We start from the raw sequence: 26,512 nt of genomic DNA on the forward strand, positions 1-26,512 counted from the left end.
CTTTCTTAGTCTTATCAAATAAAGACCGACCATCAATTATAAAAATACAGTCAGAAAAATCAGGATGTCATGTGACTACTCATTCAAATGAACTAAATCATCAACAAGCGGCTCACTATAATTGGACAGAAGGCTTTAAGAAGAGCCTGCCAGTCGCGATGGGCTATCTGCCTGCGGGCATCGCCTTTGGTGTGCTGGCGCAAGTTGCTGGCATCCCTGTGTGGGCGACGATTATGCTCAGTATTATCTTGTATGCGGGCGCGGCGCAATACGCCTGTTTGCCCATGCTAAGTGCCGGTCTACCGATTGGTAATATTGCGACAAATATTGCTGCTATTAACTTGCGTCACGTATTTTATGGCATGCCATTGCTACAGTATTTACCGAAACAAAAACTTGCTAAAACATACTGCTTATTTGCCCTGACTGATGAGACTTTTTCAGTCATGACCAGTTTACCCAATGAGTCGAGACAAGCTCTGATCTTACCTATTAGTTTGTTTAATCAAAGCTGGTGGGTGCTAGCGAGTACGCTTGGTGTGATGATAGGTAGCACGCTCAGTGACTTAATACCACATTTGGATTTTGCCTTAGTATGTCTATTTGTAATTTTAGCTTATGAGCAATTTCAGAGCATCAAGCGCTATTTCCCTATCGGTATTGCCGTAATTGCTTTAGCCGTTGCCTCCTTATTTACTAGCAACTGGCTGTTATTGGTCGCGATTAGCATTTGTATGCTAATGATTTTGGCACGCGGGTTCTGGACCAAACGCAGCTTAACAGGAGGAAGTCATGACCAGTAGTTATCTAATTTTTGCTACCTTTGCCATGGCTGCTGTTACTTTTATCACTCGCGCCCTTCCCGCCTTGATACCCAAAAATCTGCTGGATACGCCATGGTTACATCGCTTGAATGAAAGCTTGCCGTTATCCGTGATGGTGCTGCTTGTTTTGACCAGCCTCTCTTACCAAGATTTATCAGCGCGCACTGGCCTGCAAAGTGCAGAGCTGCATTTACTAATGGCACAAATCGGTGCTTTACTTCTGGTATTATTGGTCTATCATTTGAGCCGTCAATTATTGGTCAGCATGGTTGTCGGCATTGCTGCGATTAATGGTTTGCTTTGGCTATTTACTCAACTGGCTTAATCGCTAATAACTACTTATAGTCAGGTCAATATAAAAAGAGACAGCGTGACTGGTATAAATTTTTTGCAGCTTCTGTCTGCGTAGGCACAGCAAGCAAGAAAAATTTGTGCCAGTCACGCATCATAATGTCGTGCACCCATTTTATTTAGTATCGACTATATTATGTTTCATACAACAATACGCACTTTTACTGTCTGCAATGAATTAACGGCACACTGCCGCAAAATTTGCTACTATTTAGTTTTTATTTTTATCATCTAGGTAATAAAATTATGGCCAAGAATGCCCTACAAGCTCAACTGTTAAAAGCGGGATTGGTTGATAGCAAAAAAGCCAAAAAGATAAGTAAGCAATCTGAACATGCCAAACGTACTGGTGATGTGTCCAATGTGGAAGCTAAAAAAGCGTTGGCGGAAGCCCAAGCAAAAAAGCTGGAAAAGGATCAGAAGCTCAATCAAGAAAAACAGCAGCTTTTAGAAGAGAAAATGCTAAAGGCCAATATCGTCCAAATGATTAGACAGCATCAAATCACCGATACACAGGGTGAGGTCAATTATCAATTCGTTGATCATGCTAAAGTCAAAAAAATCTCTATCACGCAAAAATTATATGATCAAATCGTGGCCGGTCATGTGGTCATTGCACGCTTGGAAGAAAGCTATGCCCTGCTTCCTCGCCCTCTAGCCGATCGTATAGATACAAAATTGGAAGGCTTTATGGTGGTGTCTAACGATACCTCAGACAATGCGTTAGCGGATGACGATCCTTATGCCGCCTATGTAATTCCAGATGATTTAATGTGGTAATCCTGCCAATAAAGCGCTATATATATTCCCAATGTCACCTCTTACCATAAATAGCGGTTTTTCACAGAATATCTCTTATTTTAAGCAATAAAAAAGGCTGGATTCTATCAAGAATCCAGCCTTTTTATATACAGAAATTTAAGTATTTAGCGGCTTAAAGCTCTTCGACACCCATCATATCTACGGGTGTATCAGCCACTATTTGTACGCCTTTTTTGCCAGTCTTAGCGGTATCACTGCGCTGCTCTTGCAGATGCTCAAGATAGGCTTCATTGATTTGCCCAGTAATATAGCAACCATTAAATACCGCACAGTCAAACCCTTCGACTTTGCTGTGTTTGGTGTCTTTTACCGCTTCGATCAAATCGTCTAAGTCTTGGAAAATCAAGCGGTCAGCACCAATGATTTTACGTACTTCTTCAACGCTATGTCCTGAAGCAATAAGCTCGCTACGCACTGGCATATCGATGCCATACACGTTTGGATATTTTACGGGTGGCGCTGCACTGGCAAAGAATACTTTACGTGCACCTGCATCACGCGCCATTTGGATGATTTCATGGCAAGTGGTGCCGCGAACGATTGAATCATCGACCAGTAAAACGTTTTTACCTTTAAACTCTAACGGTACAGCGCTAAGCTTTTGACGTACTGATTTTTTGCGTTGCTGCTGGCCTGGCATAATAAAGGTACGACCGATATAACGGTTTTTCATAAACCCTTCACGGTACTTGATATTCATCTTAAGCGCCAGCTCCATCGCTGAAGTACGCGAAGTATCCGGAATAGGAATAACCACATCGATATCGTGATCCTCACCCCATTCTGCAAGAATTTTATCACCAAGCTTCTCACCCATACGCAGACGCGATTTATAGACTGAGATATTGTCCATAATAGAATCTGGACGAGCGAAATAGACGTATTCAAAGATACAAGGCGTATACTCTTGCTGCTCAACGCACTGATACGTATGCAGTTGATGGTCTAAATCAATAAAAATCGCTTCACCAGGTCTAACATCACGAATAATAGTAAATCCAGAGCCAGTCAATGCAACTGATTCTGAGGCAACCATATATTCTGTGCCGCCATTGGCTGCCAAACGCTCACCAAAGATGAGCGGACGAATACCGTTTGGATCACGGAAAGCAAGCAAGCCATGACCAGTAATCAAGGCAACGACACCATAAGCGCCTTCGCAGCGGCTGTAGACCGCTTTTACCGCTTCAAAAATATCATCAGCTGTTGGATGTGTTTTGCCCAAATTCTGCATTTCATGCGCAAGTACATTTAACAATACTTCCGAATCTGAGTCGGTATTCAGATGACGACGGTCTTCTTTGTACAAGGCTTTAGCCAAGCTTTCAGCATTGGTTAAATTACCATTATGTGCCAGCGTAATACCATAGGGTGAGTTGACATAAAACGGCTGAGCTTCTGCACTGCTTGAGCTGCCTGCCGTCGGGTAGCGCACATGACCGATACCAAACTTACCAACCAGCTTCATCATGTGGCGATTCATAAAAACGTCACGTACCATGCCGTTTTCTTTACGCAAATAAAGCCGACCATCTTGCAAAGTCACGATACCTGCCGCGTCTTGCCCACGATGCTGTAGCATTGTTAAGCCATCATAAAGAATCTGATTAACTGGCTCATGAGCTGCAACTCCAATGACTCCACACATAGTTATATCCTATTTTGAACCACACATTAGTAAAACAATAACGGCATAATCTTGACAGTGTTTTATAAAGAACAGCTATCTAACCCTTGCCGCTGACCTGATGATGTTGCTTAAGCTTAAAATATTGATGACAACTTCCTTGCTGATGTATAGTCGGCAAAGTCATCAATCATTCATAAATCGGAATTTATGAACCCTAAATGCTATCAAATAACTTTTTATCAAGGATGAATTACAAAGACGCAGTCATGATTTTTGGCATCGCATTGTTTAGAAAATAATGCTTTAAAAACACAAGCTTTGAAGTTACAGTCTTTGGAATTTTAATTGGTAATATCAAAATATATGTAAGTTTGGCATGTTAGAAATGCAGGCTTTAGGAACAAAGAATAAGTCTAAGGCAAGTTCTAAGCATTAAGACTGGTTGACTTGATCCCAAGCCATACCAAGCACATCTGAGACTAAAGCTTTGCCCATCGGTGCATAAGGCAATAGTTCAGGCGCGAGCACCGAGGTTTGCCATTGCGGCATTTGTACCAATAGTGGTGCGCTAACACTAAGCACAACCAACACCATCAATACATTTTTGGCTGCCCCAAGGACACCACCTGCCATTTTGTCCACTACGCCCAAACGCAAGGTTTTTAGCACGCCTGAGAATACAAAAGCCACTAGGTGCATAATCGCTAATATAACAATCACAACGATTAAAAAAGCCATTGCCATTTGTAAGACGGGAGCTTGTACAACACCTGATAATTGCGGAGCAACTGAGCCTGCCAAGCGCGTGGCAGCAATGAGAGCAATAAACCAGCCTACCAGACCTACTGCCGTCTTAATGAGTCCTACCTGAAAGCCACGCCATAGGCCAATCAAGACCACAATAGCAATCACGATGTCTAGACCACTCATATATAACGCCTCATTTTTAGGGGTTGTCTAACCTTCCATGGCATCGTAATAGCCACCAATCGCTTGAAGGCAAGACTGTACCAGCCCAGGACCTCGATAAATCAGCCCAGTATAAAGCTGTACCATATCGGCACCTGCTTCAATCTTTTTAACCGCTTTGGCACCGCTATCAATACCACCCACGCCAATCAAAGCCACTTTACCATCCAGCTGATCAGAGAATTGTTGTAAAATTTGGGTGCTAATGTGGCTCACTGGACGACCAGATAGGCCACCGGCTTGGTCACCATCTTGCAAGTCTTCGACACCGACGCGGCTCAATGTAGTATTAGTAGCTATCAAACCATCAATCTCAAAATCTAACAACTGCTGTGCAATATAATCCACTTGTAGCGGCTCTAAATCAGGGGCTACTTTTAAGACCAATGGCACATAAAAACCATACTCTGTTGCCAATTGATTATGACGGTTTTTAATCGTATCAAGTAGCTGAGTCAACGCTTCACCACTCTGCAAATCACGTAAGTTTTTGGTATTTGGCGATGAGATATTGACGGTAATATAGGAAGCGTGTGGATAAACCCGCTCTAAGCAATAGACGTAATCATCAGCGGCTTGTTCCACTGGCGTACTGGCATTCTTACCGATATTGATGCCGATATTACCTTTGTATTTGCAGCGTTTGACGTTTTCAATCAGATAATCAACGCCCTGATTGTTAAAACCCATACGATTGATAATAGCATCGGCTTGCTTGATTCTAAATAGTCGTGGCTTATCATTACCAATTTGTGGTCTTGGCGTGACCGTACCCACTTCTATAAAGCCAAAGCCAAGCTCGGCAAGTGCGTCGATATAATCGCCGTTTTTATCCAACCCTGCTGCAAGACCGACTGGATTATCGAATTGTAATCCCATACAGTCTGTGGGCTGCATCGACTGACCATATACCAAACCTAAAGCACGCGCTTTATGAGCTTTATCTAATAAAGATAAAGTCATCTCATGGGCGTGTTCAGGATCCATCTTAAATAAAAAAGGGCGAAGTAAGGCATAAGACATAGTAACGACAGACCCTGCTCGAAAAGCAATGATGAATGAGAAAAACGAAATAGGTTAAGCGCAGCGATTATATCAGCTTAACAGAAATAAGACCAAAGTTTCATACAGCAAATTTCTATTCCAAAAGGTCAATAAGCGCTGCTAAACACCGTATCAAAATTATATAAGATTGACTATATTATGGCACAGGTCGCCCATCTGTTAAGGCAATCCAACCTCGTATAATACGATAAAGGTGCCAAATAAAGGTAAGGCCCATAATAATAAAACCAACACTGACCAATAAAAATGAACCAATGGCTATATTGCTGCTATCAGCAAGCATGCTGACGCCAAAGCCACCCAAAGCAAACGTGATGATAAAAATGCCTATGATAAACCAGACGATACTGTACCAAAATGTCTTAATTTGCCAATCAAAATGTGTGGCGAGCCATGAGCCGTCCGCATCGTGGCGCTTAGCATAATTCATGATAATCGGCACAATCCACAATAGACCAGCCGTAAAATAACTGATCACATACAATAGATAGGTGATGTGATTATAAGTGGTCAAAGAACGGCGTTTACTGTCACTCATGTTGCCGCTTATATTATCGTTTATCATGTGTCTTGATCCTTAACAGGTCATATTATAATCAGACGTCTTAATTTTCACATTAGTCTGTTGACGCAGATGCTTATCCATTCAAGCTCAGGAAAACATTTTATAGAAAATAGTTTATAGAAAATGCCTATCACTAAAGTGTGCCCTAAAACTTTAATTGTGTCGGATAGGATGTTTTTCAATGAAGTTCAATTCAAAATATGAAGCAATAACAGCGGGTGAAAGTAATTTTAATAAAACACGGTTTACGCTGTGACTTTTCTTATGCAGAAAATCCTAAGCGTATCATCGGTTCAATATAATTTGGATATAAGGAAGTCTGATTTAGATAGAATTGATTATACTTTTAAGAAGTGACGGTCGCTTGTACCTCAATGGCTTTGGTGGTCACGTCCTGTTGCATCGAGAGCTGAGTAAATTGCCAACCTTGCTGCTCAAGTTTACCGAGTGCCGCACTCACAACCGCCTGACTGGCATTGGTAAAGCTCAGTTGAATTGCATCGCCAGCCGCGACTACTTGTGCATCTGTAATACCCGAAGTATTTAACAGCGCGCTGACAGTACTGGCAGGTGGCATAGCGGCTGCCCCATCTACAGTATTGACCGTATTACTATCAATATTACCTGCTTGCGCACGCAGCCAAAAATAATCGGCAACTTGCTCTTGATACTCGCCTTTGCTATCGCTTGCAGCTTGATGAACCGTATAACCGCCGTAGCCACCCACAAACAACAGCAGAAAAGCAGACAATATGGCCAATGCTAATTGATCGCGTGGAGACAATGCCTGCCAGCGTGATGATAGGACATTTTGATAACTATTCACCCGCTCTGAAAAAGCGCTTGCTTTAGGTGCGGTGGTGCTACGTTTGGCACGGCGCTGTAATCGTTTCATTCTCTAACCTTTATTGCCAATAGTTTGCGATCAAGTGACTACTATAATACTTATTGTCATCAAAAATATATCAGTCATAAGAAGTTGAAGTTCTCAGCGAGCTTAAGATGCTGCTACCTTATCTGCACCAACGCTTTCTGGCGTAGTACCTTCTTCATTTATACTCACAGTAATTTGCCCACTAAACTGCCCTTGCTCATTGCTATTTACCCGTTCTAACTTGGCCGTTAATCCTTGGGTGAACAGGGTATTGGCAAATTTATCAAGGCTATCTCGGTCAGGCGCAATCAAAATAAAACTGAGCGCGGATGGTTGCATAACCAAAGACTGTGCCTTTAAGGAGGATTGCTTAATCAGTGGTGATATGCGTGATAGCACGGCTATGTGTGGGGATGCTTGACCATTGGTACCCAGTTTTGGCGCCATTTGCGTGGTCAAATTGGTTCGGGGATTTAGACGTTCATCAGGAAACCAAGACTGATATTGATCAGTAATCGCTGTCTTTGTTGCCACCGTCGCTTGATTATATTGGTAAAACTGCACCCCATCTGTCGCTATTTGCAGCACTAGGGCTGACAGCGCTACCATCATTGCCACACGTAGATAAGGCGATAATTGCGAATCGGTTGATTTGATAAAGAAATTAAGCGCATGACGTTCAGGGCTATCAATCGGCTTTGGCGTACTGGTTAACATAGTCAATAGCAGCTGATGATCTGCGATAAGCGCGGCTGTTTGTGCCGAAAAATCGGTGGTCGTTACTGGGTTTTGCAAATCGATACTAGGATCAGATTTTGTAGCATCAAGGTCTGAAAAATTGATATTACCAAAAGCTTCAATGCTTGGCACCACAGTCACTTCACTCAACTGCGGAAAGCGCTCAAAAATCAACGGTAAATAGCTGACCGCCATTCCTTGATATAATGATTGGCGTAGCAACATCGTCTGGTCATCTTGATATAGAGTGATTTGCTGCCCTGCGCCTTCTTCTGGCACTGGTAATAATAAAAAGTCAGGCAGTAATGCCGCGATACTCATACCGACAAGTTTGGCACTTTGCTGCCATGCCTCAATATCACCCTGCGCGAGCGCATATAAATACTGGCTATCAGCAAGACTGGTTTGCCGTATTGCCAATTGCTCAACAGGGGTCAAGGACGTCTCTTCAAATAGATACTGCTTACCGGTATTACCCAATTGCTTCAGCTGAGTACCATTAAGCTCGGTATCCACTTGTAATAAGTGGCTTGACGGAAAGTACAAACAGACTGTTTTATGGCTATTGGATTTATAGCTGCTATAAATGTCATGCAACTGTTGCCAGCCAGCAACTGACTGCCATTGTTGTACGTCTTCATGCCAGACAGCTAGCGGACTGTGCTGCGCTCTTAACCAAACATGTAACACCAAGTGTGTCCTTAATTATCAAAGCCGTAAAATAACAAACTTATACGTTCTGTAAGCGCCCATGACCATGTTTATGTTTATGTTTAAAACATCTTAATATTTTAAAGAGGATCATGATGAATAATATCACTAGGGCGTGTCCTCATTTTAAAAACGGTCATAAAAATGAGATAAATTGCAGTCAAATGAGGAAAATAGCGCAAATAATATCGAGATATTAATCAGCTATTTGACGATATTTGGCAAAATTTAGCCATTTTTAGCCCATTTAGATACAATCGCTTGAATTGAGGACGCGCCCTAATACCAAATAGTCAATTGAAAAGTGATATCAATACGGTTGCTCAGGTACAAAACGATCGACCTCAGTTGCCATTCCAGACATGATGAAATCCATCTCAAATACTCGTGCTTCTGCCAAAGAAAACGACTCCGGATAATCACCCGTTAATAAGCCGGCGAGATTGGCGACGATAGACATATGACACACCACCACGAGACACTGAGCCTCAATTTTTGCTATATCGGTAAATGCACTATGAGCATCGTCAGAAGGCGTAATATTATCTTGTACTGTCGCTGGTATTGTAGGCGCACGCACTTGCAGCTCTGCTAACGTTTGCTGCGCCCTATCATAAGGACTCACGATAAAACGATCGGGCTTATAATTGGTCGTGATATATTCTGCAGTTTGCGCGGCTTGCTGCTGCCCAAAATTGGTCAGCTGACGAGCGCTATCTGGACGCGTTTCGTCTTCTGCTTGACCGTGACGCACTAGTATAATTTTCATAACTTTCCTTGTCTATAGCTTGCCTTTTTATCAGCTGTCTTTCTATAACCTGCTTTGCCACGGCCTGACCTTACACATTTTCAGCAATACACATTTCTAGCAATCATTTTACTTAGAGTCGCTGTCTTTATCGCTACTCTCGTTTTTAGAGGTACTATTAGCAGCTTTCATTTGCGCAGTAAGGGCAGCATTGCTATGGTCATGAGCCATCACGAACTCGACGTCACTACGAAATCCCGCTTCCATCAAATGAAGCGCCACACCTAATGCGGCTTTATCTTCATAAATAACCGCATAAAGTGCATGGGTAATCGGCATATAAATACCGTCTTTGGTCGCTTTTTCGTGGACTTGCTGAATAGTATTAACGCCTTCAGCAGTCTGACCCAGCTTTTTGACGGCGGCATCGATACTCATGCCACGACCAAGCATATTACCGATGCGGTAGTTACGGCTTAATTCTGAGCTGCAGGTTGCGTATAAATCACCAACACCTGATAACCCTAAAAACGTCAGTGGATTGGCACCGGCTTCGACACCAAAACGACTCATCTCAGCCAGCGCACGGGTTAATATCATGGCTTTGGTGTTCTCACCCACTTCGTAGGCAGCCGCCATACCCATTGCAATAGCATAGATATTTTTGAGCGCCCCGCCCAGCTCAACACCGCGAATATCATCGCTGGCGAACACTCTAAAGAAGGCACTATGCAGTGCTGCTTGTACAGCATGACGTAGTGGTTCAGACTCACTCGCAATCACTGTCGCAGACGGCATATTTTTCATAATTTCTATAGCAAGATTGGGCCCTGACATAACGCCAAAATTCACTTCAGGCAACACCTCTTTGATAATATCACTCATCATGGCAAAAGTGTCTTTTTCCATGCCTTTCGTTAGCGACACAATAGACTGCCCACTGATAAAGGGCGCGATGTTTTTCAGCGTTTCACGAAAGGCCAAGCCTGGTACTGCAATAAAAATAATATCGGTATCTTTGACTGCTGACGCTAGATCATGACTGTACTTCAAGCGGTCATCAAGCTTGTGACCGGGCAGGTATTTCTTATTCATCTGCGTTTTTTGCATCGCCTTGACGGTACGCTTGTTACGAACCCACAGCGTGGTATCACAACCATTACGCGCGGCTAGGTTCGCCATCGCTGTACCAAAACTACCACCGCCCAAAAATGCCAAACGCAGCTTGGTAGGATTACTATGAATCTCTGCCATGTTTTTTGCCACCGCAGACTCTACCGCACTAGGATCTAGCTTCTTACGGCCAATACCAGATTTACTAGCTCGTCCAATGATACCCGACAACAGACTGTTTTGTTTGTCAGCTGCTTTATTACTCTCGTTGCTACTATTTTCATTGGTATCTTTGTTGGCATTGGTATTGCTGTCATTAGCGCTTGTCATATGCATTTATCCGTATTGACTGACTTATTATTAATAATATCTTTAGTGGACAGCTACTGAGACCAGTTATGTTTAATAAGTAACCAATCTTAGCTCGGTAGCACTCAAATATGTTTATGGCTCAAAGCGGACCAGCGGCTCGATATCAATAGCTTTGCGTGTGGGTTCGTCTTTAGGGCTGGTGCCAGTATAAACAAAAGCCGTGACATAATCATCTGCACTTACGCCGAAATATGCTTTTATAGCAGGTTCGTTACACAGTAAGCCTGTGCGCCATACTGTGCTAAAGCCCTGCGCTTTTAAAGCCAGAATAAGATTTTGAACCGCAGCGCCTGCACTTAACATTTGCTCGAAATGCGGTACTTTTTTGTGTTCTTGCATCTGAGTAACCACGGTAATCACAACTGGTGCACGCAGCGGCATCGTCTGCGTTTTCTGCACTGTCTTCTCAGAGAGCACCTCGCCCTCTTCTGTCGCCTTTGCTTTTGCTGCTTCGACAAGGGCACGCCCTAAATCATGACGAGCATCGCCCGCAGTCACGATAAAACGCCATGGACGCAGTTTTTTGTGATCAGGCGCGGTCGTAGCACACTCAATCGCTTCTTCAATCTGAGCGCGCGTTGGTGCAGGAAGATCTAAGTTACCCACGCTACGTCTTGAATTGATCCAGTGAATGAGCTCGTCGCTGGTAAATGGCGTACTCTCAGTCGTTAGTGCTTTAATTGATATTTTTTCATTTTTCTTTACTTGATTGTCTTTTGTAGAATTAGTTTCGTCAGACTTATTCATTATTCACCCTTATTTATTATTGATATTGACTGCTACTGTTTATATCAGCAGATTATCCCGTTATAAATATGATTAGACAATCGTAAAACCGTAAACGAAACATCAAGCAGCCTTTACCCTCTCACTTTAAATAGTGATCATATAGTCATTCCACTATAAAAGTGTTACTGCGTTAACCTCGCTTGAAGTATTTGATATACATCTACACTTGGTTGCCTTGTACTACTTTTAAATTGAATCGACTATACCATCAAGCCGCATCTGCATTTTCGACACGGTGCTCCATTTTTAAATAATCTTCTGACTGCATCTCAAGCAAGCGCGAACGCGTCCGTTCAATCTCAAACGCCAGTTTTTCGCCTTGATACAGCTCAAGAATTGATTGCTCTGCTCGAATCAGTAATTTTACGCGGCGATCGTAAAACTCATCGACCAAATAAACGAAACGCCGTGTCGGATCACGCAGATCATCGTCCAGTGATGGTACTGAATCGACTAAGACCGTACTAAACTGTTTCGCGAGTTCAATAAAATCAGCAGCCGAACGTGGCTCCATACATAAATGACGGAAGTCGCAAAATAAAACATCTTCAGTGCGAGCATTAATCTTAATTTGACGACCATTGATAGTAATCGGCTCATTACTGATTTTTTGATTATTAGATAAACTCGCAAAACGGTTGGCCAACCAATGGTGGTTGGCTTTGGTCATGGGCGATTCATACAGCTCTGCTTGCTGCAACACGCGCAAACGATAGTCGATACCGGAGTCAATATTCATCACGGCGGTATGGTGCTCAACTTCAGCGATCGCGGGCATAAAGCGATCGCGGTGTAAACCGTCTTTATAAAGTCCTGCTGGCTCAATATTTGAGGTAGCGACCAATGTAATACCACGATTGAATAGCATGGTAAAGAGATCGCCCAAAATCATCGCATCAGAGACGTTAGAGACAAAGAACTCATCAAAGCAGATAATGACTGCTTCTTTGTAAATGATGTCAGCCACTTTCTCTAGTGGGTTACTTTCGCCTTGTATGGCGTTTAGTTCACGATGAACGCGCTGCATAAAATGATGGAAATGAAGGCGCATCTTGCGATCAATCGTCAAAGAATCATAAAACATGTCCATCATCCATGTCTTACCACGTCCAACACCGCCCCACATATACAAACCTTTTGGGGCAGTCGGCTTAGATTTTAAAAAACTAAAAATGCCTTTTTTTTGTTCCACGCGACTGGTGAGCTGGTGATGTAGCTCATCAAGATAGCTCATGGCCTGATATTGCTGCTCATCTCGAGTAAACTCATCGGTACTGACGGCTTGCTCGTAACGTTGCAATGGAGATAAACTCATAATACGACTCATCATTTAAAAAGGTAAATATTAGGGCGTGTTTGATCCTTCGATCATGACACTGACTATTTTTCAGGCGATTCGACGTTAGAGACAGTAAGGCAATATTTCTAAGCGCCTATTTTCAACAAGGAAGCGGCATAAAAGAGTGCTGTCCCTACGGACTGATACTACGTCAGGTGTTGAAACTTATGAGGTTAATTGATCTTCAATGATCATCAAAACTATGCTGTTGCAACAGTTTTTTTAACTCAGATAAGCGACCGTGAAAAAAATGTCCAGCGCCGTCCACGACACTGACTGCTAGACCTAAGCGTTCTGCAAATTTCTGCATATTATCAGGATCAATCACTTCATCAGCATTGCCATATATCTCAAAGGTTCTGTCAGCTGGCAAGCTTAAATCTTCGCTGTCGTTTTTTTCAACAGACGGAGCGATAAGAGCAATCTTAGTAATCTCAAAATCACTTAACCCCCAAACATGAGAGGCTTCGAGCACCTGCTCAGCCGCACGCGCAATCACGTAACCACCGAAAGAAAAGCCGCCAAGCCATAGCTTGCGCGCATTGGTTTGTTCTGCAATCCATTGTAGCACGGTCATTGCATCCACCACCTCACCTTCCGCATAATCATGCTCGCCAGTCGACTGACCGACACCGCGAAAGTTAAAACGGACCACGTGCATACCGTTATCACGCGCAAAGCGGTACATTGTAGTGACGACTTTATTGTTCATCGTGCCATCAAACAGCGGGTTGGGATGACAAAGCAGCGCCACCGTGTCGGTATTCGGATCGTTAGGATTGTCTTGTTGCCATAGCGTGTCAACTTCGAGCACGCCAGCAGGAGCAGGAATTAATGGCATAAAATTACTTAATAATTAAAAATGAATACCTCAATTATCCTAGATATGATTTTTATTTCAAGTGATTTGCTGTGTACGCCTCAGGTTTGTGGCAAGTGCACATGGTTTTATCATAGCTAATAGCTTGGAACACTTAGGGCGTGTCATCAATTAGCACATGGATACATTTAGTGGTCTTAAAATGGCTAAATTGCAGCATGTAATACAAGCGCAATACCGAACACAATAACTGCCTAGACACCCCAGACTGTAATAGGTTAGATTTAGTCTGTCTTTTAATGAACAAAATACTTGCCCTACTTGTCTTTAGTTTTTATGATTAATTTATAGAAAAGAGGAATAATTTATGAATACTGTTAATAAAACTGCCACCATCACTGCTACTGTGGCGACGGCTCTTATCTTAAGTGCCTGCCAGAGCACGCCTTCCTCACCAGTCATTCAACGTGCCAACTCTATTTACGAGACTACTGGGATAGCGGATAGCAAAGTAAAAGCTCAGCAAAATGCGCTTGATAGTGCCAAAAACACTTGTCGCAGCAAACAAGTGATTATCGTTGATGACAAAGTTGCTTATAATGGTATTTTAGATGAGCGCACGGGTCGTATGGTCGGACAAGCGAGTGCGGTTATCGGTTCTATCTTTGGCACGGGCTCACCCAATTTGTCACGCGATGATGATTATGAGTATAAAATCAACTTCCGATGCCAATAAAAGAACCATTATCAACTGGCAAAGTTAAAGCATTCTACTAAACTTTGAAGCTAAATGAATGAGTTGATAAATAATTAAGTAGCCCTAGCTTTGCCTTGTATTCAATAAAAATAACGGTATTTGGTGTAAAATATAATAGGGTTTGGCCAGTAAATCAGCGATGAAAATAATATATTGATCGCTGACTTACTGGCTTTGCTTTTTGTAGCTACACTTTTGAGGTAAACTACCCTGTTTAATCTTCTACACCCCCTATTCAGTTTCTTAGTTTTCAGAATCCTTGTTTTTAGAATCCTTGTTTTTAGAATCCTTATTTTTAGAACACTTGTTTTCAAAACCCTTGGTCTACTATTATGCGCAAACCCAATCTTTCAAATACCAAACCAGCAAAAGTGTTAGCACCTGCCAAGGATTTAGCGACGCTGGAGGCCGAACTGGCAGAGCAGGAAGATCATTTAGAAGATACGGTCTTGCGTTTGAGTGACTATTTATCAGCGGTTGAGATGGTCATCAAACAAACCTTTGACCACCGCGTATGGGTGAAGGCTGAAATTCGTAATCTGTCTAGCAAAGGCGGGCATTATTACTTTGAGTTGGCTGAAAAAGATGAGGAAGGCAAAGTAGTCGCCAGCTGCCGTGGCAATCTTTGGCGCTTTAAAGCTGCACGCGTATTGGCAAAGTTTGAGCGAGCGACTGGCATGCCTCTTGAGCGCGATTTGACCGTATTACTCAAAGTCTCCGCAGGTTTTCACGCACAATATGGCTTCTCTATTACCATTGAAGATATTGACCCCAGCTATACCTTAGGGGATTTGGCACGGCAATATGCGGAGATGGTCGATCGCTTGACTGGCGAAGGCTTATTGCAGCTTAATCAACAATTACCTGCGCCCTTTGATATCGAGCATGTCCTCGTGATTGCGCCCGAAAAGGCCGCAGGTTTAGGTGATTTTCAAGCCGATGCGGATCGCTTAGCGAGTACAGGCGCTTGTCACTTCCATTACCATCACGCGACCTTCCAAGGCAATCATGCCCCAAGCGAGATTCGCCAAGCCATCGTCAGTGCTCAGCAACAATTCCAAGATACTTATCAGCGCCTGCCTGACTTATTAGTGATTATTCGTGGTGGCGGCGCGGTGGGAGATTTGGCTTACCTCAATGATTACGAGCTTGCCGCATTGGTCGCTGAACAGCCTGTCCCCGTCTGGGTTGGTATTGGTCACGAGCGCGATAAAGTGATCTTAGATGAAGTGGCGCACAGCAGCTTTGACACGCCATCCAAAGTGATCGCGGCGATTAGTAGCCATTTAGCGCAACTGGTCACGCAGACCTTACATTATCAAGCGCAAATCAAACAAGCTGCTCAGCGTCAACTCAATATCGCGGAGCAACAAACGGCGCGACAATTGAGCCAAATGCAGTCGCGCACCATCGGTCAATTAACCGCCCTGCAAAAAGACAGCGACTATGCATGGCGTAGTATTCAGCAGAGTGCGCAGCGGCAAGTAAAGCAAGCGGCGAGACTGACAACTGAGTTACACACACAGACGCAAACCCTTGCACATCAGCAATTAGCCAGCGCCCATAACTACAGTGATATCTATCAAAAAACCATCATGCAGAGCGCTCAGCAGCAGCTGATACAGGCACACCGTGATAGCGCCCATCTGCGTGATATCGTACTTTTGCACCGACCGTCTCGCGTGCTCAAGCAAGGCTATACCATGCTGACTGATGATAAAGACAAACAGATACTCACCAGCAGTACACAGCTCTCCCCTGAGCAAACCATTTATATCGTCTTAAAAGATGGCAAGGCTAAAGCTCAAATTGTTGATGTTAGTAGTGAGAAAAAAGCGACAGAAACCTCAGAGACACCAACTGAACCATATAATAATATCTAACGATTACTTATCTACTTACTTTTACTTTTACTTTAAAAATTAGGAAAACCCATGACGACTCCTACTCGCAAGCGCAAAAAAGCCGCTCCAAAAACCTTTAAAGCGGCTTACGATATTCTAAAAACCAATGCGGCTGAATTGCAGCAACAAGATGAGCCTGATATCGACAATTTGATGACCACGGTGGAAGAATCAATTGCTGCTTACCGCGTTTGCGAGACACGCATCAATGCCGTACAACAAGCATTGGATGCGGCTTTTGCTGAAGAGGTAAAAACTGAGGAATTAGATAGTTAAATAGCTAAATGGCATCTACTCAGGTTCATCAACCTCGAAAACTTGGCGCAGATAGGCAAGATAAGTATCATTATTAATCATGGTCTTGCCTGGGCTATCAGACAGTTTAGCCACAGGTTGTCCATTGCACTCCACCAATTTTAGTACGATGTTAATCGGCGTGATGCCCATGTCATTGGTGAGATTGGTGCCAATACCAAAGCTGGTTCTGATACGCTCTTTGAAGTACTGATGCAACTCCCACGCCTTTTCAAGCGTCAAACCATCACTAAAGGTTAGAATCTTTGTCTTAGGGTCTATCTTTAGCTTTTGATAATGAGCAATGGCTTTATCACCCCAGATATAAGGATCGCCACTGTCATGGCGCAAACCGTCGAAAAGCTTGGCGAAATACAGATCAAAATCACGCAGGAATGCGTCCATGCCAACGACATCGGTCAACGCAATACCCAAATCCCCACGATATTCATGTACCCAAGATTCGAGTGCGGCTTTTTGTGAGTCACGCAAACGCACATCCAATGCCTGAAAAGCTTGCATAAACTCATGCGCCATCGTCCCTATTGGTGTCATCCCGAGCTGCTTTGCCAAATACACGTTAGAGGTGCCGCTAACAATTTTTGGCTCAGCTTTGTGCAGGGTTTCTACTACATGTGCCTGCCAGCTTTTGCTAAAGCGTCGACGTGTGCCAAAGTCTGCAACGATGAAAGGTGGCTTATCTGTACTTTGTTGCTTTGCATACTGATGCAACAGCGCAACCTTGTCATCCAAACGCCTTTGTCCTTCTTCTATCACGCTAGGGCTCGATAAGGCATTAAAATAAAGCTCGTTGACGATTGCCAGCACGAATACTTCAAAGAACATCGCCTGAATCATTGGCCCTTCGATATCGATCAACAAGCGCCCTTTGCGGTCTGTACTGACGGTAATAAAGCGGCGCTTAAGTTTAAATAACTCTAAATAATCAACGAAGTCTGAACGGATAAAGCGTAACCCACGTAAATATTCCAGTTCATCTTCTAAGAAGCGCAATTCACACAGCATATCTAATTGCTGCTCTAACGGCTCTTTAATGTCGGCTAGTGGATAGACCGCCTCACTATTATTACGGCAGCGAAATCGATAGACACCGTGGGTCTGCGGGAACTGGTGTAACATGGCTTGTAGCATGGTAAATTTGTACAAATCGTTATCAAGTAACGAGGTAATAATAGGTGCAGAAGTGACCGTCATGTTACAACCTTAAACGCAAAAGTAAAAAATCCATATTGCTCAATAGCTAAGCGATACTGACTAAAAGATATCTTGGGGCTTCTAATAATAAATGCTCATGAGCCTTTAAAAGACCGTTCAGTATAACGATATTTGCTGTTTTTTGCAGGCGTGACTACCCCTAGCAGCAAAAATCATACGATAATCAAAAACGTCTATAAAAGCTGCTGCTTAGATTGGTATAACAAAGACGTTCAGAGTGACCTCAACGTGAATAAATCCATTATTAGGCTTTAGCACGCATAAATTGAGCGACATAGTCATCGGCAGGATTGTCTCTTAATTCGCTAGGCGTGCCCGTTTGCACCAAGCGACCACCATTTAAAATACTAATACGCTGACCCACTTTGACCGCTTCATCGATATCATGAGTAATAAAGACAATGGTCTTATTGAGACGGTCTTGTAGTTCAAGCAGCTGATCCTGTAGTTGGGCACGAATAAGCGGATCAAGAGCGGAGAACGCTTCATCCATCAGCAAAATCGGGTTATCAGTCGCTAAGGCTCTCGCCAGCCCTACGCGCTGCTGCATACCGCCCGACAGTTCATCAGGGTAGCTGTGCTCTAGATTGGGCAGCCCTACCTCATTAAGCCAATGACGCGCGACTTCATGACGTGCTTCCACGCTCATCTTGCGGACACGTAAACCATAAGCCACATTTTGTATGACAGTCATATGCGGCATCAAGCCAAAATGCTGGAACACCATGCTGACGGTATTCTGACGATATTGCTGTAACGCCTTATCATCCAATTTTAGAACATTAATAGAGTCGCTTGAGTTGGTATTGTTTATCTCGTCTGTATTAGCGGTTACTGGTGCCGCAGCAGTCGATGCCTTTTCTTTTGCTATGCCTTGTGCTTTTGATGACAGGGTTTTAGAGTTAATAGTGGTGTCGACCCATATCTTGCCGCTGGTTGGATCAATCAAACGGTTAAGATGACGTATCAAGGTCGATTTACCTGAGCCTGAGAGTCCCATGATGCAATGCAGCTCCCCCGCTTTAATCGCCAAATTAACATCATAGAGCCCGACTGAATAGCCAGTCTGCTTTTTGACAGCGACACTATCCATACCATCTGCTAGTAGTTTCAACACTGATTGTGCTTGCGACTCATTAGCATTATAAATTTTGCTGATATTCTCTAACTGGATATGATTCATAGCTATTCCCATTATTATTTAACCGATAGGACGTTTGCCAGCTTCAATGGTTTTTTGCCGCGCGCGTTTTCCTTGACCAAAAGCTTGGCTAATACGGTCAATGATAATCGCCACAATGACAATGGCCGTACCCGCCTGTAGTCCTTGACCGATATTGAGCGTCTGAATAGATTGCAAGACGTCTTCTCCCAGACCCGGCGCACCAATCATAGACGCCAGTACGACCATGGCAAGCGACATCATCACTGCCTGATTAATTCCCGCCATAATACTGGGCAACGCTTGTGGTAACTTGATCCAAATGAGTAGCTGAAAATGGGTACTACCGAACGAGCGCCCTGCTTCGATCATTTCATGATTGACCTGCGTGATGCCCAACGTCGTCAAACGAATAAGTGGTGGCAAAGCATAAATAATCGTGGCAAATAATGCTGGCACTTTACCAATACCGAATAACATGAGCACGGGGATTAAATAGACAAAGCTTGGCATGGTTTGCATCACATCCAATATCGGCGTGACAATTTTTCGCAGCAGACTGCTGCCCGACATAGCAATACCAATGGGAATCCCGATAACCACCGTCACTAAAACTGAGACGATCAATAACGCTAAGGTATCGATTAAAGCGCCCCACAGTCCAAATGCACCGATTAAAAACAGTCCTGCCCCGCAAGCAATGGCAAACCATACTTTGCGCACCCCGAACCATGCCAACACGGTCACCAGACCAATAATTAGCCATGCTGGAATTACCGTTAATAGGCGCTCAATAGGCAACAACAAATAGGTCAAAGTGACGCTACTGATACTCCGAAACACATCACCATAATCTCTAACCACAGTCGCTAAGGCTTTATTAAGAGGCGTCTCAAGGGACCATGACGGAAAGCTAGAGGTTAGTGCTAGGAAGGCGTTACTTGAGGTGGCGTCATTCAACGGTGCATTGACACTGGTATTGCCTGTGCCATCGTTCGTTAGATTAATACCTAAATTGGCAGCAAGATTTTCAGCGACTTCTTTGGGTAGCCACGCTTGCCAAACGTTTGGATTGGCACGTAAAAACTCAAGCGCCTGTTCATCACCACTGCGCTTGCTTTCACTCATCTCTAAAATCGCACTGTTTAGTTGGTCTGGCGTGAACTGTACTTTTTCAAAGGCACTTGCCAATTCAGGATTGTCATTGATAAAAGGCGTCGATGCAGCAATCTTAAGCGGGGAGACAGGAAAGCCAGAGACACAATCCAAGGTACCATCAGCCAGTAACAAGTCTTGCCAGCACTCATCTTTATGGGCAGGGAACGCTAGCGGTGCAAAATCGTATTTGGCGATGAGCCCCGTTGGCTGCCAATAGTAAAATAGTAGCGGTTTTTTTTGTTCAAAGGCGGAGGCAATCTCAGCATCGAGTGCTGCACCAGTACCTGGATGGGCATTATTAAAAACCGCGTCCAAGCCAGTATTTTTGAGCAGGCGAGTATTAAAAATCTCACACGCCCAGCCTGACGGACAGTTCATAAACCGTGATTTACTAGGATCTTCTGGATCTTTGAATAGCTCTGCGTACTTAGGCAAATCCTGATAGCGGCGCAGTCCCGGATTGTCATCCATGACGTATTGCGGCACGTACCAACCTTGGGTAGCACCGCCCTGCAGCGTATCGCCAATGACCGCAACTTTGTTGTCATTGATGGCCTGCTCCATAATCGGTGAGCGCCCAATCCATTGTTCGCCGATGATTTGAATATCGTTTTGCGACAATGCGGTCTCGAGTGCAGGTCCTGCCCCAGGTACTTCTTCGATCGTGCAGTCGTAACCACTCTCAGCAATATATTTGAGTATCCCAGTCGTAAACTGACCACTCTCCCAAGTCAGCGCGCCAAATTTGATCGGTGATGCGCAAGCGGCTGACGCTGAGACCGGCAGTAACAACACGCTCATACACAGTAAACTTAACGCAATCCATTGGCGCATGAGATGTCCTATATGTCGTTATTAAAATGAGTTATTTCGATGTCAAAGTCAGGTATCAATATCAAGTTATGAAGCACTTGACTGATAGCGAATGTGGAATCAATATTTATTTCTCATTAGAAATATAAACTTACCATAACTACCGTCTAGTAATATTAAGAAATGTAGCGATATATGAGAATAATTATAGATAGCTATCAGCTAGGTTCAGCTTTCCCTTTATGTATAAAAAATATTATAAAGCCATCAAAAATAAATACTATAATCGTCAAAATTTTGTTTTCTGGACAAAAAAATAGCACCTACTTGCGTAGATGCCATTGTTATTAAACCGACAATCTCATAGCATTTACTTCATCATAAATGCCATAGCTTTGTTAAATAAGCCGCCATAAGGTGGTAATAGGAAATTCATGCCGTTGAGCTTATTCTGTACAAACACAGGCTTCATATGACTTAAACGCTCAAAACCAGCTTTGCCATGGTACGCGCCAGTGCCTGAGTGCCCAACTCCGCCGAACGGCAAGTCGTGTTGCACCACATGCAGGATCACTTCATTAATAGCTAAGCCACCTGATACCGTGTTGTCACGTACTTTTTCTATGTCGCTGTGACGCTCACCAAACACATAAAGCGCTAATGGACGTGGACGAGCATTGACGAAATCGATCGCATCATCGAGCGTATCATAGTGCATCAACGGCAGAATCGGTGCAAACAGCTCGTTTTGCATCACATCACTATCGGGTGCAGGCTCACTGATAATAACTGGTGGCATCAACCGCGTTTCGATATCATAGTCTGCGTCAGTTATCTTATGAATATTTTCACTAGAGACGCCATCTAGATAACCTTTGATACGCTTAAACTGCTCACCATTGATAATACGCGAGTAATCTGGGTTTTCGCTGATGTTCGGATAATGATTTTGCATCCACTCTTTTGCTAAGCCAATGAACGCTTCGTGATCTTTGCGCTGGATTAGGACATAGTCAGGGGCAATACAAGTTTGACCGGCATTCAGCGTTTTACCCATCATCACGCGATTGACAGCCGCTTCTAGATTGGCACCGTCCAATACGATAACGGGTGACTTACCACCAAGCTCCAACGTAACCGGGGTCAAATTAGGCGCAGCAGCAGCCATGACCTTTTTGCCTACTTCAGTAGAGCCGGTATACAATAGATGATCGAAAGGCAGCTTACTAAAAGCGGCAGCGATCTCTACTTCGCCCAATACAACACAAACCATATCTGGCGAAAAGTAGTGAGCGATGAGATCTGCAAACACTTGCGCGAACTGCGGTGCTGACTCACTCATCTTAACCATGATTCGATTGCCTGCTGTGAGCGCATCGATGATTGGCCCGACGGCTAAGAACAATGGATAGTTCCACGGCACCATGATACCAACCACACCTAATGGCTGCGGCTGAATCTCGTTATGAGCTGGCATGTATAATGCTGAAATAGAAGCGCGACGTGTTTTCATCCATTTTTTGCCATGCTTTTTGGCATGGCTGATACCCGTAAAACTGGGAACAAGCTCCGCAAATTGGGTTTCAGACTCACTGCGATAGCCAAAATCTGCGCTAATCGCTTGAGCAAGGTTATGTTGGTTATCGCTAAGCATCATCTCTAAGTTGTCTAGTTGAGTCTCCCGCGTCGCCCAATCATTTATTGGCTGAGCACGGCTCAATGCTTGCAATCTAGAGAACTGCGCTTGCATCTCATCGATAGTAGTCATAATACTAAGCGCTTTATCGGTACTGGTATGCGCCTGATTAGTGGTGTTCTGATTATTGTCTGTCATATATCTTCCTTGTCATAAGCGTTAGAGTCAGTACGCTGTATTTGATTGATAACTCTATATTTGTCTTTAAGCGCTAGCGGAAATAGCCGCACGCGCGCATATCATTATAAGAACTAACAAGATTCCATTCGTTGCTGTTTAATGTAGCGCATTGACTAAGCAATGAACAGTGTCTTTGATTGACTGCTGGGTTTGTATAAAATACGTGTCGGTCACAGAGACAATAGCTGCACTGAATCATCATTTAAAGGATATATCGCCTTTTATAGTCTCTTTAATTATATTCTCTTTAATATTTAGGCTTTATAGTAGGTATCGATTAAAATTGTAGGCATCTATTAAAATTTGGGCGGCAATCACAAAAACTGCTACACTCAGCATTGGGGCGTGTTGAACTTTCGCCACCAGTCAAAATTCGCCAATACTTTACACCAGACAACAATAAGACAGTCACGCTTATGCAAAATGTCACGCAGCAGACTCACAATACCTCTCCTCACGACACCCTTCTTACAAAATCGCTGTCGGCCGCCGATTATGTCTCTACCCATGATGCTATGCTAGCGCGCACCTTGGAGCGTATCGCACTCAAAAAAGAGCAAGGCTTACGCACGCCTGATGAGCTATGGATTGTCGATCATAACGACGTTTACACGCTTGGGCAAGCAGGTAAAGAAGAACATATCCTGCAACGAACTGACACCCCGATTATCAAGACGGATCGCGGTGGTCAAGTGACATGGCATGGTCATGGACAGCTGGTTGTATACTGGTTATTTGATCTGGACAGTATAGGCTGGAGCGTGCGCAATCTTGTATCGCATGCAGAGCAAGCGATTGAGGACGTGGTAAATAACTGTCTACAGAACTCATTGTCATCTATCAGTGATAATATCAGCGCCCACGCTCGCCGTGATGCACCTGGTGTTTATTTATATGCAGATACTGATACTGATACTGATACTGACACTGATGCGCAAGCCCAGAACACTTCTTTGAATGACAAAATCATGCTTGGCAAAATAGCCTCATTGGGTTTTAAGATTAAGCATGGTTTTAGCTATCATGGCATTGCGCTCAATATTAATTGTGATTTATCGGCTTTTAACGCCATTAATCCTTGCGGCTACGCTGGCATGCAAATGCTACGCTTGGCTGATTTTTTGACCATACAAGAAGAGCCAGAGGCGCAAATAGCTCAGCACATACATAATTCCCTGAGCTATGAGCAAGTGACCCAAAAGCTTATTGATAATATTGCCAAACGTCATGCTGGACTGATTGAGCTACGAGCAATTGCACCCAAGTGATTTTCTGAAGCCATTTTGCATAATCTTTTTTTGCATAATATCTTGCCCGCTTAGACTTAAGCATTATGAGAAAATTCAGACCAAACTTGCTATAATTGCATGCAGCACAAATCGGGCACAGTAATAATCTTACTGCTTGTCCAGCTCAATCCTTTGACTATCATTGATTATTCAAACACTTAAAACAAAAGAAAATTGGAGCATTTTATGGCAGATTTTAACAAAATTTTGGACGCCGGCGACGTAGATGGCGGCATTATCAACGTAGTAGTAGAAATCCCTGCTGGTAGCAGCCATAAAATTGAGTGGAATCGCGAATTGGCCGTATTTGAGCTTGATCGTATTGATCCACAGATTTTTGCTAAACCTTGTAACTATGGTTTTATCCCACAAACGCTAGACGAAGATGGCGATGAGCTAGATGTGTTATTGCTAACTGAGCAGCCATTACCAACGGGTATTTTCTTAAAAGCCAAAGTAATCGGCGTCATGAAGTTCGTTGATGATGGCGAAGTGGATGACAAAATCGTTGTCGTACCTGCTGATGACCGTGACACAGGAAATGCTTACAACAGCCTAGCTGATCTGCCAAAGCAGCTAATCAACCAGTTAGAGTACCACTTCAGCCATTACAAAGACCTGAAAAAACCAGGTAGCACAGTGGTTGAATCTTGGGATGATGTTGCAGAAGCTAAAGAAGTGATCAAAAAGTCTATCCAACGCTGGAAAGATCTATAATTTATCGAAGATTGGCAGAAATGCTGATAAAGATAACTATTAAAATACCGCAGTCATTATTATGATTGCGGTATTTTTTTGCTTGAATCTTGCTGATAGAAAATGGTTATAATGAACCACCGTACGACCTATTCACACTCTCATGTTGTAATAAGGACAATCATGTTTAATCCTGATCCTAGCGCAAAATCAGTCAATACAAAGTTGCCAAAAGCGATCATCATGATGATTGAAAAAAACAATTTGGTGATGGCGATCAAAACATTGGCAGCCGATGAAAACATCAGTATGGATGAAGCAAAGAGTAGAATCGATGCTTATGAGACGGCACTAAAGGTAAAACAACAGCAGAAATTAAATACTATTGCCAATAAGCAAGGTATTCCTAATCAGGCGATCAGTTTTGATAGAGAGCAAACAGAGGAAGAATCAGATCGTTTAATAAAAAACCGTGTGAAAACCACTCAAACAGATCAAGGATTCAAAAGCCTACAGCGAGGTGTCGACAGCCAGTTGAATGATTTGGGCTATAAAAAACCGCTTTTGCCGTATTGGGCAAAGCGGTTGCTAATCATTATCTTCATAATGACAGGATTGTTCTGGATATTGTGGCAAGTATTTGGCTAAATAAAAAATTACGAGGCACTTAGAGCAGGCCTTTATAAAGGAAATAAAACCCTACCACAGTTAATAATATCGCAAAACATTTTTTTAGTAATGCTGGTGATAGTATATGCGCGACTTTCGCGCCTACTTTTGCGGTAAAAAAGCTCATGATACTAATGCCTAAAAAGGCATAAATATGGACAAAGCCAATAGTGTTAGGCACATCAACTTGCTGCTGCATGCCAAAAATCATAAAGCCTAACGCACCAGCAATGGCAATCGGCAATCCACACGCTGCTGAAGTGCCAACGGCTTTTTGCATGACCACGCCATAACGCGTGAGATAAGGGACGGTTAAGCTGCCACCGCCGATACCAAAAATGGCAGAAGCGACACCGATAACTCCGCCTGCTGCTAATTGCTTAGGCTTAGACGGCAGTTCTGGATTAACATCATTAGAATGACTAGCGACCTGCTTTTTACCACCGAAAAACATCTTATAGGCGACCCAAAGCAAAAATACGCCAACAATAAGCTGGAGATATAGCCCAGATATTTGCCCTGCAATCCCCGCACCCAAAAAGCAACCAATCGCTAGACCTGGTGCCAGATTTTTAAAGACCGGCCACATGACTGCGCCCTTTTTATTATGCGCCATGAGCGAGCTAATAGAGGTGACAATAATGGTCGCTAATGATGTCCCTAACGCCAAATGCATGATATTGTCAGGACTGTAGCCCATTTGGGTAAAGACGATAAATAATAGTGGTACGATGATGGTGCCACCGCCCACGCCAAATAGCCCTGCAGCAAATCCTGCTAGCGCACCAATTATTAAAAAAATGAGTATTTCCACGGGATAGTTACTTCTCGGTTAAAGGATAGTTTTATAGTCGATGCTAAATAGAATGGATACGTTATCTGACAACGTAAAACTGATACAAATTTTTCTAGCTTGCTGTGCCTACGC

At 43.4% G+C, this 26,512-nt stretch carries 25 protein-coding genes; 9 read left to right on the top strand and 16 right to left on the bottom strand.

The annotated features are described in order from the left end of the window. Positions 1-71 precede the first annotated feature (71 nt). The 3 genes from JMY08_RS06695 to JMY08_RS06705 all read left to right on the top strand — a co-directional run bounded on the left by JMY08_RS06695 (position 72) and on the right by JMY08_RS06705 (position 1,955). Positions 72-803 (top strand): AzlC family ABC transporter permease, encoded by a 732-nt coding sequence (locus JMY08_RS06695; RefSeq protein ID WP_201592461.1) that lies wholly within the window; start codon positions 72-74, stop codon positions 801-803. Next, a complete protein-coding gene (locus JMY08_RS06700; protein ID WP_201592464.1) occupies positions 793-1,149 on the top strand; it encodes an AzlD domain-containing protein in 357 nt (118 codons plus the stop codon). The genes JMY08_RS06695 and JMY08_RS06700 overlap by 11 nt, the downstream gene beginning before the upstream one ends. Positions 1,150-1,421: 272 nt before the next feature. Then, entirely contained in the window at positions 1,422-1,955 is a 534-nt protein-coding gene (locus tag JMY08_RS06705; protein WP_201592467.1) for a DUF2058 domain-containing protein, read from the top strand. Positions 1,956-2,109: 154 nt separating this feature from the next. Here JMY08_RS06705 and purF read toward each other — a convergent pair whose 3' ends face one another. From purF to JMY08_RS06760, 11 genes are all read right to left on the bottom strand, one after another. Beyond that, positions 2,110-3,645: an amidophosphoribosyltransferase gene (gene purF / locus JMY08_RS06710; protein ID WP_194618648.1), complete on the bottom strand. Its 1,536-nt coding sequence runs from the start codon at positions 3,643-3,645 to the stop codon at positions 2,110-2,112. A 414-nt stretch (positions 3,646-4,059) separates the two neighbouring features. Further along, a complete protein-coding gene (locus JMY08_RS06715; protein WP_010198340.1) occupies positions 4,060-4,557 on the bottom strand; it encodes a CvpA family protein in 498 nt (165 codons plus the stop codon). A 27-nt stretch (positions 4,558-4,584) separates the two neighbouring features. Next, entirely contained in the window at positions 4,585-5,619 is a 1,035-nt protein-coding gene (locus JMY08_RS06720) for a quinone-dependent dihydroorotate dehydrogenase (protein ID WP_201592469.1), read from the bottom strand. A gap of 178 nt (positions 5,620-5,797) precedes the next feature. Then, positions 5,798-6,226 carry a DUF4870 family protein gene (locus JMY08_RS06725; protein ID WP_201592471.1) on the bottom strand — a complete coding sequence of 143 codons (429 nt, stop codon included), beginning with the start codon at positions 6,224-6,226 and terminating at the stop codon, positions 5,798-5,800. A 346-nt stretch (positions 6,227-6,572) separates the two neighbouring features. Continuing rightward, entirely contained in the window at positions 6,573-7,121 is a 549-nt protein-coding gene (gene gspM, locus JMY08_RS06730) for a type II secretion system protein GspM (protein ID WP_201592473.1), read from the bottom strand. Positions 7,122-7,223: 102 nt separating this feature from the next. Beyond that, a complete protein-coding gene (gene gspL, locus JMY08_RS06735; RefSeq protein WP_201592577.1) occupies positions 7,224-8,528 on the bottom strand; it encodes a type II secretion system protein GspL in 1,305 nt (434 codons plus the stop codon). 331 nt (positions 8,529-8,859) lie between these two features. Beyond that, positions 8,860-9,318 (bottom strand): phosphohistidine phosphatase SixA, encoded by a 459-nt coding sequence (gene sixA, locus JMY08_RS06740; RefSeq protein ID WP_201592474.1) that lies wholly within the window; start codon positions 9,316-9,318, stop codon positions 8,860-8,862. A gap of 108 nt (positions 9,319-9,426) precedes the next feature. Further along, entirely contained in the window at positions 9,427-10,740 is a 1,314-nt protein-coding gene (locus tag JMY08_RS06745) for an NAD(P)H-dependent glycerol-3-phosphate dehydrogenase (RefSeq protein ID WP_194618657.1), read from the bottom strand. Positions 10,741-10,854: 114 nt separating this feature from the next. Continuing rightward, positions 10,855-11,529 (bottom strand): nitroreductase, encoded by a 675-nt coding sequence (locus JMY08_RS06750; RefSeq protein WP_201592475.1) that lies wholly within the window; start codon positions 11,527-11,529, stop codon positions 10,855-10,857. A 250-nt stretch (positions 11,530-11,779) separates the two neighbouring features. Beyond that, positions 11,780-12,886 carry a cell division protein ZapE gene (gene zapE / locus JMY08_RS06755; protein ID WP_010198312.1) on the bottom strand — a complete coding sequence of 369 codons (1,107 nt, stop codon included), beginning with the start codon at positions 12,884-12,886 and terminating at the stop codon, positions 11,780-11,782. Positions 12,887-13,094: 208 nt separating this feature from the next. After that, positions 13,095-13,751 (bottom strand): alpha/beta hydrolase, encoded by a 657-nt coding sequence (locus JMY08_RS06760; protein WP_201592476.1) that lies wholly within the window; start codon positions 13,749-13,751, stop codon positions 13,095-13,097. A 346-nt stretch (positions 13,752-14,097) separates the two neighbouring features. Here JMY08_RS06760 and JMY08_RS06765 point away from each other — a divergent pair, with 346 nt between their 5' ends. From JMY08_RS06765 to xseB, 3 genes are all read left to right on the top strand, one after another. Beyond that, positions 14,098-14,466: a hypothetical protein gene (locus tag JMY08_RS06765; RefSeq protein WP_201592478.1), complete on the top strand. Its 369-nt coding sequence runs from the start codon at positions 14,098-14,100 to the stop codon at positions 14,464-14,466. A gap of 353 nt (positions 14,467-14,819) precedes the next feature. Then, a complete protein-coding gene (gene xseA / locus JMY08_RS06770) occupies positions 14,820-16,370 on the top strand; it encodes an exodeoxyribonuclease VII large subunit (protein ID WP_201592480.1) in 1,551 nt (516 codons plus the stop codon). A 51-nt stretch (positions 16,371-16,421) separates the two neighbouring features. Next, positions 16,422-16,667, top strand: coding sequence for an exodeoxyribonuclease VII small subunit (gene xseB, locus JMY08_RS06775; RefSeq protein WP_010198302.1), 246 nt, complete (start codon positions 16,422-16,424; stop codon positions 16,665-16,667). A gap of 15 nt (positions 16,668-16,682) precedes the next feature. Here the strand turns inward: xseB and pncB are convergent, their stop codons facing one another. From pncB to JMY08_RS06795, 4 genes are all read right to left on the bottom strand, one after another. Further along, positions 16,683-17,900 (bottom strand): nicotinate phosphoribosyltransferase, encoded by a 1,218-nt coding sequence (gene pncB, locus JMY08_RS06780; RefSeq protein ID WP_201592481.1) that lies wholly within the window; start codon positions 17,898-17,900, stop codon positions 16,683-16,685. A gap of 265 nt (positions 17,901-18,165) precedes the next feature. Further along, positions 18,166-19,104 carry an ATP-binding cassette domain-containing protein gene (locus JMY08_RS06785; protein WP_201592484.1) on the bottom strand — a complete coding sequence of 313 codons (939 nt, stop codon included), beginning with the start codon at positions 19,102-19,104 and terminating at the stop codon, positions 18,166-18,168. A gap of 18 nt (positions 19,105-19,122) precedes the next feature. After that, positions 19,123-21,075 carry a glycine betaine ABC transporter substrate-binding protein gene (locus JMY08_RS06790; protein ID WP_201592487.1) on the bottom strand — a complete coding sequence of 651 codons (1,953 nt, stop codon included), beginning with the start codon at positions 21,073-21,075 and terminating at the stop codon, positions 19,123-19,125. Between the two features lie 349 nt (positions 21,076-21,424). Beyond that, the gene (locus tag JMY08_RS06795; protein ID WP_201592490.1) at positions 21,425-22,888 is read right to left on the bottom strand and encodes a coniferyl aldehyde dehydrogenase; all 1,464 of its coding nucleotides are present in this window, start codon (positions 22,886-22,888) and stop codon (positions 21,425-21,427) included. Positions 22,889-23,346: 458 nt separating this feature from the next. Here JMY08_RS06795 and lipB point away from each other — a divergent pair, with 458 nt between their 5' ends. The 3 genes from lipB to JMY08_RS06810 all read left to right on the top strand — a co-directional run bounded on the left by lipB (position 23,347) and on the right by JMY08_RS06810 (position 25,563). Beyond that, a complete protein-coding gene (gene lipB / locus JMY08_RS06800) occupies positions 23,347-24,198 on the top strand; it encodes a lipoyl(octanoyl) transferase LipB (protein ID WP_201592493.1) in 852 nt (283 codons plus the stop codon). A gap of 207 nt (positions 24,199-24,405) precedes the next feature. Next, positions 24,406-24,936: an inorganic diphosphatase gene (locus tag JMY08_RS06805; RefSeq protein WP_110923013.1), complete on the top strand. Its 531-nt coding sequence runs from the start codon at positions 24,406-24,408 to the stop codon at positions 24,934-24,936. 162 nt (positions 24,937-25,098) lie between these two features. After that, positions 25,099-25,563: a hypothetical protein gene (locus JMY08_RS06810; RefSeq protein WP_201592495.1), complete on the top strand. Its 465-nt coding sequence runs from the start codon at positions 25,099-25,101 to the stop codon at positions 25,561-25,563. A gap of 19 nt (positions 25,564-25,582) precedes the next feature. On the opposite strand, the gene JMY08_RS06815 is transcribed toward JMY08_RS06810, so the two are convergent. Next, positions 25,583-26,398 carry a sulfite exporter TauE/SafE family protein gene (locus tag JMY08_RS06815; RefSeq protein WP_201592498.1) on the bottom strand — a complete coding sequence of 272 codons (816 nt, stop codon included), beginning with the start codon at positions 26,396-26,398 and terminating at the stop codon, positions 25,583-25,585. Positions 26,399-26,512: the final 114 nt, after the last annotated feature.

Origin of the sequence: Psychrobacter sp. Pi2-51, assembly GCF_904846665.1 — a bacterium.
Classification (GTDB): Bacteria; Pseudomonadota; Gammaproteobacteria; order Pseudomonadales; family Moraxellaceae; genus Psychrobacter; species Psychrobacter glaciei.